This window comes from Amycolatopsis sp. NPDC051061 (genome assembly GCF_040682935.1).
Taxonomy (GTDB): Bacteria; Actinomycetota; Actinomycetes; order Mycobacteriales; family Pseudonocardiaceae; genus Amycolatopsis.
This window is the reverse complement of record NZ_JBFBBZ010000063.1, coordinates 14,614-27,072: the sequence shown is the minus strand read 5'-3', so window position 1 is coordinate 27,072 and position 12,459 is coordinate 14,614. Positions and strand designations below refer to the sequence as shown.

Genomic DNA, 12,459 nt, shown 5'->3' with positions numbered 1-12,459 from the left:
ATTGCGGTTCTGGCAAAGCACGTTGCGAATCAGTCCAGGCCGGACGACTGTGACTTCTGGAAGTGCACCGGGCAATCGGAAGGAACAGTCATGAGCCGACGAGCCAGCCCCGCGGCTGCCGACCGCATCGACGTGCGGGGTTCGGCGACCCTTTTCACCCTGTCGGATACCGCCGGCATTGGAGCGGTCACCGGAACCTTGGAAGGTGCCGCATACGGCGAACCGACGAGTGAACCCACCGAACTCGGCGACGGACGTCTCAGCTACAGCATGTTCCACCATTTCTTCGGCAACGACGGTTCCCGGCTGTTCACCCGCGACCGAGCCGTCATGCGGCCCGCGACCGACGCCGGTGACAAGACCGGCCTGGACGTGGACTACACCATCGTCGAGGGAACGGGACGGTTCGCCGGCTTCAGCGGCACGTTCCACGGGAGTGGCTGGCTGGAGCCCGCGGCAGCAGGCGACGTGACCGGCAAGCATACGACGGGTGTCATCCGGTTCCGGGGAGCGATCCACCGCGGGTGACCGGGAGAGGAGTTCAGCACGCTTCAATTCCGGCCCGGACCACCAGCGTCCGCGCTGCCAGATCACCGATTCGCTGGCGGCGCTTGATCACGACGATGCTCACGACCGCCACCAGCCCCAGCAGCAACCTGTCGACCGGCGTACGCGACCGCGCTGAACGTGGTCGCGGGTGCCCAGGGGACCACCTGCGGCGGGACCAGGCCCCACCGCAGCGACGTCACCAGCGACGTCGTCGTCAGCACCGGCACTGACCTCACCGACACGCAAATCGACCAGGTCACCGCGGCAACCGATGCCGGCGCGCTCGCGTTCTCCGTGAGCATGTCGCTGCTGTACGTTCTTTTCGCCGCCAAGGTTCGGGCTGGCCGCAACAATTTCGGCCCGAGCACGACTCTTGGATACTTGAGCGCGCTGTGCGCGGTGGTCGGCATGGTTCGTCCTTCACCAAGCCGTCCAACGACTACGTCGCGGCGATCAAGGCCTCGCGCTGATCGAGCGAAAGGATGACCGCATGGGTCCACAGCGTGTGCATGCGGCGCTTCTCGCACTCTTGCTGGTGGTGATGGCGGCGACAAGCGATGCAGCGCAGAGAAATCCAACAAACAGCATTCAGACGAGTCCTGATGTCTCTGGGTTGCCGATGATCTGCCGAAGCCGTACCGGATCGGCTTCCACCAGCATGCCTTCGCGAATCCGCACGTCGACGCGGGAGCCGTGGGCCGCCGCGACGTGCCGCAGCAGTTCCGTCGCGTCGATCTCGACCCGTTCCAGGCGCAGCATGCCGGCATCGGCCAGTGCCAGGTCACGCAGGTCGTCGACGAGGTGTTCCAGGAACGAGGTTTCCTGCACCAGCGACGCCACCAGCTCGTCGTCCAGGTCGGCGAGGCCGTCCTGGGTGGCGATCAGCCAGCCCCGGATGGTGCCCAGGGGGCCGCGGTTCATGCGAGATGCCGCTGATCAACTCCCTAGCGGCCGACAGCGAACTTCCTTGCCGAAGTCGCAAAAAGCCGGCGGCCCGACCCACCGATCCCGTGATCCCCGACCCGGCGTGCTTCCGCGCGAGCGAGGCGCCCCGAAGTCACCCCTGGATTGTTCAGGACGGCCACGTCGGCCGCCTGGAGTTCGACTGCGCCGTCGCTATCGGCGCACAGCCGCGCCAGCGGCTCATCACCCTGCACGCCATCCCCGGCACCGGCACCCGCGAGCGACTGCGGCTTCTCGCTGAGTCCCTGCCCGGTGGTCAGAACGACGGCTGATGCTCCGACCGGAGGACGCACACTGTCGGGTCCGGCGTCGCGATCGCGAACATGCGATCGGCGTATTCCCTACCCACCGGGTCCTCGCGGGCGGCGTGGAGTTCGGCGACGCTGGTCCATCGCGAGCAGTTGAAGACGCGGGTACCGTCCAGGCTGGCGAAGGCCGCCGACCCGAGGAATCCCCGCTGTGGCCGCATGATCTGCGCCCTGCCAGGTCACCCGGGGGCCGGGATGTCGCGATCATCGCCTACCCGCCCGGCGAGGAGTTCCAGTGGGAATGGGTGGAGCCACCGGCCCCGCCGCCCGGCTGGGGCCTCGGGAAGCACGCTCACCTGCCGGTCGAGGCCTTGTTGCACTCGAGCAGACGGCGCGGAGTCCTGGCCGAAGCCGAGGATTTCCCGCACCTGAAAGAAGCCCTCGAGACCGAAGCCTCACACACAAGGTGTCAACCAAACCCTGGGCAGACCCGACTATCGCCTGGGGCTTTGACCGGCGATCGGCTTATGGTTCGATTCCCGCTCGTCGGCTGCCGGGGTGGTGAGCTGGGCCAGGAGGGTGAGCGCCGCGCGCGAGGCGGAGTCCGGTTCGGTGGTGACGATGACGATCCGCTGCCCGCGTCCGTCCGGGAGGGGCATCGCCTGCTGGAGAACGTCCACCGGGCCGACCAGGGGATGGTGCATCCGGTGCGTCGCGATGTCCCAGTCCCGGACGCGGTGCTCTGACCACAGGGTGGTGAACTCCTTGCTGTGCATGACCAGCTCGCCGATCAGCTCGGCCAGTGCCGGGTCGTCCGGGTACTGGCCGACGGCGAAGCGCAGCTTCCCGACCACGTCGCGGGCTTTCTTCGGCCAGTCGTCGTAGAGGTCGCGGACGTGGGCGTCGAGGAACACCATGCGCGCGGTGTTCGGGCGCCTCCCCGGCTGGTCGGGACTGCGCGGGTCGAGGTGGCCGGCGAACATCGCGTGTCCGATGGGGTTCCAGGCGAGCACGTCGCTGTAGCGGCCGAGGACGACGGCCGGGGTGTCGCCGAGGGAGTCGAGTAGTTGCCGTGTGGCCGCGTTCACCCGTTCCGGTGCCGGCCGGCGAGTCCGGCCCTTGCCGCTCTGCCGTGCGGTGCCGGCGAGGTCGTGCAGGTGGCGCCGTTCGGTTTCGTCCAGCCGCAGCGCACGGGCAAGCGCGTCAAGAACCTCGGGTGACGCGTTGAGCGACTGGCCCTGCTCGAGGCGGGTGTAGTACGACTCGCTCACTCCCGCCAGCTGGGCGAGTTCGTCGCGACGCAGGCCCGGCACCCGCCGCCGCTCGTCGTACATCGGCAGTCCGACGTCCGCGGGCTGCAGCTGCGCCCGGCGTGTCTGCAGGAACCGTCCGAGCTCCGACTTGGTGGTCATGGAGTCGAGTATGGATCGGTGCCGCGGTGTTTGCCTGCCCCTGCGGGTGTAGGGCAGGCCGCGGTCGCCGAGCCGCCTTCGGTCCATCCGGCCCGTCACTGCTCGAAGCCCCAGCGCCGCACGGCGAAGCCCGGCCCGGCCTCGGTGACCTCCACCGCGAGGCCGCCGCCCAGGTGCGCGGGGAACACCAGCGCGTGCTGCCCTGCTGCCCGGGACAGGATGCGCCGCCGGGTCGCGCTCGCGGCCGAGGGGTCCTCGCAGAAGCAGCTGCTCAGGTCCGGCGCCACGATCTGAATCGGGTTGTGCAGCAGGTCACCGACGAACAGGGCGTGGTCCCGGCCGGAGGTGAGGGACAGGATCGCGGAGCCGGGGGTGTGGCCGGGCGCGGCATCGAGGCGTAGCGCGTGGCCCAGTTCGAGCACGTCCTCCCACAGCCGGAGCTGCCCGGCCCTCTCGACCGGCCGGATGCTGTCGTCGAAGACGCCCTCGTTGGCCGCGGCGAGACGCGGCCGGTGACCGCCTTCCGGGTGCCAGTACTCGAAGTCCGCCCGGGCCAGCAGGTAGGTGGCGTTCGGGAACGTCGGCACCCAGTCGCCGCCGACGAGGCGGGTGTTCCAGCCGACGTGATCGGCGTGCAGGTGCGTGAGGACGATGGTGGTCACGTCTTCCGGTTCGGTGCCGGCGGCCCGCAGCCGGGTGAGGAAATCGGTGTCGAGCCGGTCGAACGCGGGTGTCCCCGGCCGCGGCTTGTGGTTGCCGACGCCGGTGTCGATGAGGATCGTCTCGTCGGCGGTGCGTAAGACCCAGGTCTGCACGCAGGTCTGGAGCAGGTCGGTGGCCGGGTTCCAGAAGGCCGGCGCCAGCCAGTCCTCGTGCGCTCGCCAGGTGGCGCGGTCGAGTCCCGGGAACATCGCCTCCGGCGGCCGGGTCGCGCCGGTGTACTCCAGGACCCGGGTCACGTCGACAGATCCCAGCGTCAAAGTCTGATTCATGCGGTTACCCTTCGTGAAGTTCCGGCCGCGCTCGGGCTCACACCGTCGCGGTCAGGGTCACGTCGATGTTGCCTCGGGTGGCGTTGGAGTACGGGCACACCTGGTGGGTGGCCGCGACGAGCTTGTCGGCCGTGGCCTGGTCCAGCCCGGGCAGGTGCACCGCCAGCCCGACCGCGAGTGTGAAGCCGCCGGTGTCCAGGGCCAGCAGGCTCACCGTGGACGTCACGGTCGACTCGGCGACGGTGACCTTCTTCTCGCGGGCGATCACCTGCAGCCCATTGTGGAAGCATGCGGCGTACCCGGCCGCGAACAGCTGCTCGGGGTTGGTCCTGTCGCCGCCGGGACCGCCCAGTTCCTTGGGGATCGCGAGCACCTCGTCGAGCACGCCGTCGGCGGTGCGGACCTCGCCGTTGCGGCCGTCGCCGGTCGAGATCGCCTCGGTGGTGTAGAGCGCGGACATGTTCTTCTCCTTCGGTGTTTACTGTGGACGGATTTTCGGGTTGTCGATCAGCACAAGTCGCGCAAGGGTGCGGTCAGCAGGTTGGGGTCGGTCTGGGTGACGTACGCCGCGTCGAGGACGTACACCTTTCCGCGGCGCACCTCGATCGCGGTCGGGTTCTGCAGGCCGTCGGAGCCACTGAGGACGGTGGTGTGCGTGCCGTCGCGGCGAATCCGGACGATCTGGTTGGGGTGGTTGAGCGCGGCCAGGATCTCGTCACCCGAGCCGGTGAACGCGAAGTCGTCGATCGTGGTCAGCCCGGTGGCTCGGATCTCGGCCCGGCCCGCCCGGTGACCCGGCCCGAACGGGATCCGCACGAGAGTGCCTGCGTCGCTGTTGGAGACCCAGAGGGCGTTGTTGTGGATCTTCACACCGTTGGCGCCGGCAATGGCGGAAAAGCGGAGTGCCGGCCCGCTCGTCCAGGCGGTCGCCGGCCCGCCGGCGGTGGGCACCGTCCAGACGGTGCCGAGCACGGCGTCGGCGATGTAGAGCACGTGCTGGTCCTGGTCCAGGGCCATCCCATTGGGCAGGCCGTTCGCGGGCAGCGCGGCGATGCGCTCCGGGGTTCCGCCCGGACGTAGCTGCCACACACCCGTCAGATCGGCGGAGCCGGTGGCGTAGAGGAAGTACAGGGTTCCGTCGGTGTCGCGGACGATGCCCATGGTGGCCGGGAAGTGCAGGGCCGGGGTGTTGACGCCACCATCGGCGGGCTGCGGCATGGTCGCCAGGATCCGGGTCGTGCCGTCGGTGCCGATCCGGGCGATCTGGCGGGACAGCGAGAACGTCACGTCGAGGCCACCGTCGGGTTCCAGGGCCGCGTTCTCCGGAGTCTGGCCCGAGGCGAAATCGAAATGAGCTTCGATACGGGCCGGAGAGTGTGGTGCCGCCTCGGCGGGAACGGACGTGAAAGTGGCAGCCGCTGTGATGGCCAGTGCGGCCGCACCGGACAGTTTCCCGTTCATGGTTTCCCTTTCGGATTTCGGGCGCGCGAACATACGCGCGCAATGATTCCCGGCTGAACGTCAACCGCGTTGCGGAGTCCGGTGCGGAAAGAACTGTCCGAGCTCCGGTTCGCCGGTCATGGAGTCGAGTATGGATCGGCGCCGCGGTGGCTGCCTGACCCTGCGAGTGTAGGGCAGCCCGGAGAGCCGGCCGGGCCGAAGGTGATCCCGCCAGGGTCAGGCTATCCGCAGCCGGGTGCCGCACTATCGGCTCAGCGCGCCGCACGATCCGCGCCGGCCCGAACCCAGGAATCGCTACGCATCCTGGTGCGCGAATTCAGCGGCCGTAACGACATCAACAGCTTCGTACCGAGTGAGGGGTCACCGATGAATCTGCGTTTCTCCGGCATGAGGGGCGTCTTCGCCGCCGCAGTGCTCGCCACCCCGTTGCTGCTGGGATCCGTTGCCTACGCCGGGCCCGCCGAACAGCTCACCGGGAACCACCAGACCACGCGGTCTCCGCTCGCGACGATCGCCGTCAAAGCGCCCGAGGTCTTCCCGCACTCCGCCGACTACGACCCCTGCACCGGCAGTTTCCTGGTGGGGTCGCTCAAGAAGGGCACGGTCACCGTCGTCGGCCGTGACGGAACCGCGCGCACCCTCGTGAACGACCCGACGCTGGTGTCCGTCCAGGGCGTCCGCATCGACCGCGAGCGCAACCGGGTGCTGGTCACCAACGTCGACCTCGGCACCGCCGACACCACCAACGCGGCCGGACCGCTGAAGGTGGCCGGGGTCGGCAGCTACGACCTGCGCACCGGCCGGCGGCAGTGGTACACCGACCTGGCCGCCGTCGCCCCCACGAGCACCTCGCACCTGGCGGCCGACGTGGTGGTCGACGCCGACGGCACTGCCTACGTCGTCGACACCCAGAGCCCCACCCTGTTCCGCGTCTCCCGCACCGGCCAGGCGTCAGTCCTGCTGACCAGCCCGCTCCTGGCGGGCACCCCCGGCCTCGGCGTCCCGGGCGTCCTGCCCGACATCGCCGCCAGCTCCGTCGCGCTGGTGCCCGGGAACCTGCTCATCGTCGCCAAGGGTGACGGAACCCTGGTCCGGGTGCCGATCCACCACCCCAGCCAGGCTTCCGTCGTCAAGCTCGACACCGGCCTGGTCCCGCTCGCGGCGTCCCTGCGGGTCCTGCCGGACGGCTCGATCGCCGCGGTCAGCAGCGGCCTGCTCACCCAGAAGCCGGCGATAGTGCAACGCGTTCGTCCCGACAGCTCCTGGCGCAGCGCGAAGGTCACCGTGACCGACACCGTGCCCGACCCGATCACCAGCGGCATCACCGCCGGGCCGCACGGTTCCACCTACACCGTCATCGGCGGCCTCGCGGACCTGCTCCAGCACAACCCCAACACCGGCTTCACCCTGCGCCAGGTCCACGTCAGCTGACTCGCGCCCGCACGCCGGCCGGGCGGAACCCACCCGCCCGGCCGGCGGCATCCCGCATCGGATCCACCATGGAGGCTCTGTGACCACGCGCATCTCCCTGACCACACGAGTCACCGGCGGGCTGGTGCGGGGAGCCGCCACCCCGACCGGTGTCGTCTTCCACTCGATTCCCTACGCGGCACCACCCGCCGGCCCCCGGCGATTCGCGCCACCCGCGGCCGCCGCGCCCTGGACGCGGGTTCGTGACGCCTCCGCTGCCGGGCCGAGCGCCCCCGCGCCGCGACGGTCCTTCGGCACCCTGGACCTCACCCCGATCCTCGGCACGGGCCGGCACACCGGCGACGACTACCTCACCGCGACGGTCAGCACGCCCGATCCTCATGCCGGTGGCCTGCCGGTGCTGGTGTTCGTCCACGGCGGCGGCCTGACCGCGGGGACCGGGGCCGCCGAGGTGTACGACGGAAGGTCCTTCACCCGAGACGGCGTCGTGCTGGTCACGCTGAACTACCGGCTCGGCGTGAGCGGCTGGCTCGACGTCCCCGACGCCCCCGCCAACCGGGGGCTCCTCGATGTGCTCGCCGGCCTGCGCTGGGTGGCCGAGAACATCGCATCCTTCGGCGGTGACGCGGCCCGCGTGACGGTCGCGGGCCAGTCCGCCGGCGCGATGATCGTCGCCGCACTTCTGGCTTGCCCCGAGGCCGAAGGGCTGTTCCAGCGGGCGATCAGCCAAAGCGGCAGCGGGGACTGCGCGTTCGAGCGGGGCCAAGCGGCGGTGGCCACGCGAGGAATCTCGTCGCTGCTGGGCCGGGACGCCACCGCGGCGTCCTTGAGCGACCTCACCGACGACCAGCTCATCGAACTGGCCACCGCGCTACCGCCCCTCGACCACGCCGCACACGGCTTCCTCGACACCGCGGTGGGGGCCAGCCCGTTCAAACCGGTGATCGACGGCGTGCTGCTGACCGGTCAACCGGCCGACACCCTTCGCCCCGGGCTCGGCACCGATCTGCTGATCGGCAGTACCGCCGACGAGGCCAACCTCTACACCGTCCCGAACGGCCTGAGCGAGACCGCCAGTGAAGCTGATCTGCTGGCCGCAGCGCGACGCCGCTTTCCCGACCCGGAAACCCGCCTGGACGGCTACCGCGAGCTGTTCCCGGACAAGTCGCCAGGTCAGCTGCTGTCCAGGGTCATCACCGACGCGTTCACCGGCGGCAGCCGCCGGCTGGCCGCAGCACATATCGCTCGTTCACAAGGCCACACGTTCTCCTACGAGTTCCGGTGGGCCTCCAGCGCCTATGAGGGCCGGCTGGGAGCGTGTCACGGCATCGAGCTGCCCTTCGTGTTCGACCGGCTCGATGTGCGTTCCCTGCGTGGACCGCGCAGTCTGCTCGGCGCCGGAGAACCGGACTTCGCACTGGCAGGCGAGACTCATGAGGCCTGGGTCAGGTTCGTCAAGACCGGTCATCCCGGCTGGGCACCGAACATCTGGCGCCTCGTCGGGGAACTGGACAAACCTCGCCGGTGACAACGTCCGGTCATGGGTCTGATGGGGTAGTTCTGCGTGGCGTTGTGCGAATCGCGGCTGGGATCTTCGGCCCGGAGCGGGTCGTTCGCGGACCTGTAACAACTGGTCATTGATGAGAACCGCTTATGGCCCGGATACGCCGACTGGCGAGGGCTGTTGCGTTCGGGACGTCGCCTGGTCGTACCGAGGAGCGTAGGTCGAGTTGCTGCACCCGGTCCAGCCCGGTGACGTTGACCTCGAACTGGTGGCGGATGTTCCAGGCAGGAATGTCCACGGTGGACCCACCCTCGCCGATTTCCGGCTCCCGTGATCAGGACCTTCTTCAGCGAGGTCACGGCGTCGATCAGGTCGTGTGGGCGGTGGTTGGCACGTCGGGTCACTTCGGCGATGTTGGTGGCGCTGTTCGTCCGGTGGTAGCCGATTGATGTATTACGGAGCGTGGCGAAGACGGCGGGACCGTTGCCTGTTGGGGCCTGGTGCGCGTCTTCACGTAGCGTCACACCTCTGACGTAATGCAGACGGTTCTCGATTTCGCCATTCAGACCGCGCCCAGGTGCCGAGGTCGGCGGGTTGGGCCTGGTCGGCGGGTAAAGACATGGTCAGGTACGCCTGTTCGCGGCTGGTCTTGCCCTTGATCGTGCGGGTCCGGGTGATCCGGACGGCTTGCTGCGCGTGGGAAAACGCCATCCCGCCGCGAGTGGCCACGGTGATGGCTTTGACTGTGCGGGTTTCCTTGTGGCCGTGGCCGGTCTCGCGGGTCTGGCAGCCGATCGGGATCTGCGCCCAGGGCAGGGCTTTAGCTGAGCGTGCAGGGTGGGCTGGTTACCCTTGACCGCGACCATCAGATGCCCGCCGTCGGCAGCGAGCAATTCGGCGTGCCCGGTCTGGGCGCGTAACGCGTCCGCGACGACCAGGACGTCTTTCAAGGATCCCCACTGGGCGGCGACCAAGCGCATCAGCGGTGTGAACGCCGCAATTTCGTTGGACTTCACCGCGATCTGCACCTGGGCGAGCACGATCCCGGTGCTGGTGTCGTACGCCGAGAGCAGATGGACCTGCCGCCCGTCGCCGAGCCGGGCGCCACGCTCGACCTTGCCATCGACGGCGATCACGACCCGCCACCGCCGCCCGACCACGGTGACCGGTGTTGCCCGGGCCGGCAGCCACCGGGCCAGTACCCGGGAGAGGACATCGGCGTCGACCATGATCACCAACGGGCCGCACCCGTCCTACATGGACCCCAACACCGACAGGCCCGACCCGACCTCCCAGCTCAAGCCCCCTGAAACCCCACCACGCAATAGCCCTGGCATGCTGGACCCCAGTGACGGTTCATTTTCGACTCGGTCCCGACACCGAAATCAGCTCCGTCGTTCAAGCCGGAAGACCGCGAAGTTGAGGATGTCGTCCTCGGTGGGATTGCCGAGCCCGCTCATGAACACGCGAAACTAGCCGAGGAACTCGGTCCTTTCCTCGCCTTCCAGTGCGCGGGCCCTCACGGCGACGAGGTCGATCCCGACCTCGAGATAGATGTCGGGGTTAACACGCAGGTTCATCGCCCAAGCCGGACCTCCCGATGGAGTCGGAACCCCAACAACAATCCATGAGTCCTCGTATGGCATGGCTCCGAGCGGCGTCACTCGCGTATGGCCGGTCCTCGCGCCGATGTGGTGCAGCAGAACGACTCGGCTCGCGAATCCGTGCGACTCCACTCGGCCGCTGCTGCGTCGAAACTCAGCGATGATGCCAAGATCGAAATCGTTCGGACGAGATATCGGCTCAGACATGAGCATCACTCTCAGTAACACCCGCCGCCTCTACACCCAGCACGTGAACGACTACCTGAAGCCCTACCTGGGGAGCGTCCCGGTGCGGTCGTTGTCGGTGGCGCTAGTACTGGCGATGTTCGTCGCGTTGGCCCGGGCGAACGCCACACGGGAGCGGCCGCTGTCGCCGGCTACGTTCGTGCGGATCCGCGGGACGCTGCACGCGGCGCTGAACGGCGCGATCCGGGTTGGCTTGATCGAGCGGAACCCCGCGCACCTGGTGGAGCTGCCGCCGGGGCGGCGGCCACGCGCGGTGGTGTGGACCGACGCTCGGGTAGCGCACTGGCAGGCGACAGGTGAGCGTCCGCCGGTGGCGGTATGGACGGCCCGTCAGACGGCCGAGTTCCTGGAGCATGCGCGTGGTCATCGATGTACGTGCTGTATCTGGCGGTTGCGTTGCTCGGGTTGCGGCGCGGCGAGGCGAGCGGGCTGCGCTGGTGCGATCTGGATCTCGACGCTGCGGTGGTGCAGGTGTCGCATCAGGTTCAGGACCGTGGTGGCCGTACGGTGGTGTGTCCGCCGAAGACCGAGGCGAGCGTCCGCACCTTGGCGCTGGATCATGGCTTGGTGGCGGCGCTGCGGGCACTGCGATCCCAGCAGCGGGCGCAGGGTGGTGAGCCGGTTGAGTTCCTGTTCACCGACCGGAATGGCGGTCCGTTGCCCGGGGATGTGACGCACACCTTCACCCGGCTGGCGGCGCAAGCGGGGCTGCCGCCGATCCGGTTGCACGACCTGCGGCACGGCGCGGCGAGCCTGTCCCTGGCGGCGGGGAACGACTTGAAGGTGGTGCAGGCGATGCTCGGGCATTCCAGCATCGTGCTCACCGCCGACACCTACACCAGCGTGCTTCCGTGCCTGGCTCATCGCGCCGCCGAGGCAACGGCGGCGCTGGTACTGGCGGCGGCGCGCGATGCTGCGGCCTCATTGCGAAGCCGAGGGAGCAGGAAGCGGCGCAAGGGAGGCAAAGGACGCGGCGGGGGGAACAAGAAGGCCAAGAACAACGGCCGACAAGCGCGGCCTCATTCGGCCCCACGCCGGTCCCACCCATGATCAAAGCCCACCTGCAAGATCCTCGTGATCAAGGATGCCCGCAGGTGGGCTTCGATTCAGTGGTGTGCGCCATCAGGGACTCGAACCCCGAACCCGCTGGTTAAGAGCACGCGTTTTAGGGTATCGGGTGGTGCCGAGTGATGTCGGACAAGACCTTTTCGGCTGGTCACCGGCCATCACTTGTATCGGACTATACCGCGTTCTGTCGACGTGTACGAGACCTCTCGGGCACTTCTCGGGCACGCGCGTGCCGGATTCTGTCGAGGTATCCGAGCAGGCCAATGGCCGTAGGCTCGAACTCGGGGGGCGGCTGCCGGGGAGGTCGGTCGCTGTGTTGAGGCCGGGGAAGAGTCGCGATCCGGTGCTCTCGGCCGTCACGCTGATCGTAGGGATCATTGTCGCTCTGACCTTCTTGTTCGGTTTCGGGAACGTGCTCACGTTGGCACTTCGGCTGGGAGTGCCGGTCTGGGTGGCGCCGCTGGTGGCGCCTGCGGTCGATCTGTCGGTGATCGGGCTGTTGGTCGCCATTCGGTCCCTGTCGTTGCGGGGCGCTCCTGCTGAGGTGATTCGGCCGGCTCGGCGACTGCTGTTGGCGTCGAGCGTGGTGACGTTGGCGTTGAACGTCGCGGAGCCGTTGATCGTTGGCGAGGTGGGGAAGGCGTTGTTCGATGCGGTGGGTCCGCTGTTGCTGATCGGCTGGTCGGAAGTCGGACCGACTCTGCTGCAGGCGCTGGCCGCCGTACCAGCCATCGAGCGTTCAGGTGTCGTCGCCCACACTGCCGATTCGGTCAGCACCTTGGCGGAGCAGCCGGAAGGCGTGAACGTCGACGCAGAGTTGCTGAAGCAGGCACGACATGAGGATCGGCGGCATCGCGAGCTGTATCAGCGTCCGGTCTCCGCCGAGAGTCTCCGGAAGGCGCTGGGAGTAGGCGCTGAGCGGTCTCGCGCCTTGGTTAAGCTGGTACGTGCAGAGCGCGGTATCTCGGCGTAGCGCCAGCT

The 12,459-nt window shown here is 68.5% G+C and carries 13 protein-coding genes; 6 read left to right on the top strand and 7 right to left on the bottom strand.

The window, feature by feature from the left end; translation table 11 throughout:
• The first annotated feature begins 90 nt into the window (after positions 1–90).
• Positions 91–528 (top strand): hypothetical protein, encoded by a 438-nt coding sequence (locus AB0N03_RS45905; RefSeq protein ID WP_364386672.1) that lies wholly within the window; start codon positions 91–93, stop codon positions 526–528.
• Between the two features lie 609 nt (positions 529–1,137).
• Here AB0N03_RS45905 and AB0N03_RS45900 read toward each other — a convergent pair.
• A complete protein-coding gene (locus AB0N03_RS45900) occupies positions 1,138–1,470 on the bottom strand; it encodes a hypothetical protein (protein ID WP_364386670.1) in 333 nt (110 codons plus the stop codon).
• Positions 1,471–1,475: 5 nt separating this feature from the next.
• On the opposite strand from AB0N03_RS45900, the gene AB0N03_RS45895 reads away from it, so the two are divergent.
• Positions 1,476–1,784, top strand: a complete 309-nt coding sequence (locus AB0N03_RS45895; protein ID WP_364386668.1) for a hypothetical protein — start codon at positions 1,476–1,478, stop codon at positions 1,782–1,784.
• A 470-nt stretch (positions 1,785–2,254) separates the two neighbouring features.
• Here AB0N03_RS45895 and AB0N03_RS45890 read toward each other — a convergent pair whose 3' ends face one another.
• The 4 genes from AB0N03_RS45890 to AB0N03_RS45875 all read right to left on the bottom strand — a co-directional run bounded on the left by AB0N03_RS45890 (position 2,255) and on the right by AB0N03_RS45875 (position 5,625).
• The gene (locus AB0N03_RS45890) at positions 2,255–3,172 is read right to left on the bottom strand and encodes a helix-turn-helix transcriptional regulator (RefSeq protein ID WP_364386666.1); all 918 of its coding nucleotides are present in this window, start codon (positions 3,170–3,172) and stop codon (positions 2,255–2,257) included.
• A 95-nt stretch (positions 3,173–3,267) separates the two neighbouring features.
• Positions 3,268–4,164: an MBL fold metallo-hydrolase gene (locus AB0N03_RS45885; protein ID WP_364386664.1), complete on the bottom strand. Its 897-nt coding sequence runs from the start codon at positions 4,162–4,164 to the stop codon at positions 3,268–3,270.
• Between the two features lie 37 nt (positions 4,165–4,201).
• The gene (locus tag AB0N03_RS45880) at positions 4,202–4,624 is read right to left on the bottom strand and encodes an organic hydroperoxide resistance protein (RefSeq protein ID WP_364386662.1); all 423 of its coding nucleotides are present in this window, start codon (positions 4,622–4,624) and stop codon (positions 4,202–4,204) included.
• 47 nt (positions 4,625–4,671) lie between these two features.
• On the bottom strand, positions 4,672–5,625 hold the full coding sequence (locus AB0N03_RS45875; protein WP_364386660.1) for a hypothetical protein: 954 nt from the start codon (positions 5,623–5,625) through the stop codon (positions 4,672–4,674).
• 366 nt (positions 5,626–5,991) lie between these two features.
• Between AB0N03_RS45875 and AB0N03_RS45870 the strand changes: the two genes are divergently transcribed.
• The gene (locus AB0N03_RS45870) at positions 5,992–7,056 is read left to right on the top strand and encodes a hypothetical protein (protein WP_364386658.1); all 1,065 of its coding nucleotides are present in this window, start codon (positions 5,992–5,994) and stop codon (positions 7,054–7,056) included.
• A gap of 79 nt (positions 7,057–7,135) precedes the next feature.
• Positions 7,136–8,584, top strand: a complete 1,449-nt coding sequence (locus AB0N03_RS45865) for a carboxylesterase family protein (protein WP_364386656.1) — start codon at positions 7,136–7,138, stop codon at positions 8,582–8,584.
• Positions 8,585–9,183: 599 nt separating this feature from the next.
• On the opposite strand, the gene AB0N03_RS45860 is transcribed toward AB0N03_RS45865, so the two are convergent.
• Positions 9,184–9,789 (bottom strand): ISAs1 family transposase, encoded by a 606-nt coding sequence (locus AB0N03_RS45860; protein ID WP_364386716.1) that lies wholly within the window; start codon positions 9,787–9,789, stop codon positions 9,184–9,186.
• A 243-nt stretch (positions 9,790–10,032) separates the two neighbouring features.
• On the bottom strand, positions 10,033–10,371 hold the full coding sequence (locus AB0N03_RS45855) for a nitroreductase/quinone reductase family protein (RefSeq protein ID WP_364386654.1): 339 nt from the start codon (positions 10,369–10,371) through the stop codon (positions 10,033–10,035).
• A gap of 408 nt (positions 10,372–10,779) precedes the next feature.
• Between AB0N03_RS45855 and AB0N03_RS45850 the strand changes: the two genes are divergently transcribed.
• Positions 10,780–11,460, top strand: coding sequence for a site-specific integrase (locus AB0N03_RS45850; RefSeq protein ID WP_364386652.1), 681 nt, complete (start codon positions 10,780–10,782; stop codon positions 11,458–11,460).
• Between the two features lie 361 nt (positions 11,461–11,821).
• Positions 11,822–12,451 carry a hypothetical protein gene (locus AB0N03_RS45845; protein ID WP_364386650.1) on the top strand — a complete coding sequence of 210 codons (630 nt, stop codon included), beginning with the start codon at positions 11,822–11,824 and terminating at the stop codon, positions 12,449–12,451.
• The last annotated feature ends 8 nt before the right edge of the window (positions 12,452–12,459 follow it).

Coding starts and splice junctions, on each gene's coding strand:
- AB0N03_RS45860 (WP_364386716.1), bottom strand. CDS start 9,789: ATGGTCGACGCCGATGTCCTCTCCCGGGTACTGGCCCGGTGGCTGCCG.
- AB0N03_RS45880 (WP_364386662.1), bottom strand. CDS start 4,624: ATGTCCGCGCTCTACACCACCGAGGCGATCTCGACCGGCGACGGCCGC.
- AB0N03_RS45900 (WP_364386670.1), bottom strand. CDS start 1,470: ATGAACCGCGGCCCCCTGGGCACCATCCGGGGCTGGCTGATCGCCACC.
- AB0N03_RS45895 (WP_364386668.1), top strand. CDS start 1,476: ATGCCGCTGATCAACTCCCTAGCGGCCGACAGCGAACTTCCTTGCCGA.
- AB0N03_RS45870 (WP_364386658.1), top strand. CDS start 5,992: ATGAATCTGCGTTTCTCCGGCATGAGGGGCGTCTTCGCCGCCGCAGTG.
- AB0N03_RS45905 (WP_364386672.1), top strand. CDS start 91: ATGAGCCGACGAGCCAGCCCCGCGGCTGCCGACCGCATCGACGTGCGG.
- AB0N03_RS45875 (WP_364386660.1), bottom strand. CDS start 5,625: ATGAACGGGAAACTGTCCGGTGCGGCCGCACTGGCCATCACAGCGGCT.
- AB0N03_RS45885 (WP_364386664.1), bottom strand. CDS start 4,164: ATGAATCAGACTTTGACGCTGGGATCTGTCGACGTGACCCGGGTCCTG.
- AB0N03_RS45855 (WP_364386654.1), bottom strand. CDS start 10,371: ATGTCTGAGCCGATATCTCGTCCGAACGATTTCGATCTTGGCATCATC.
- AB0N03_RS45890 (WP_364386666.1), bottom strand. CDS start 3,172: ATGACCACCAAGTCGGAGCTCGGACGGTTCCTGCAGACACGCCGGGCG.
- AB0N03_RS45850 (WP_364386652.1), top strand. CDS start 10,780: ATGTACGTGCTGTATCTGGCGGTTGCGTTGCTCGGGTTGCGGCGCGGC.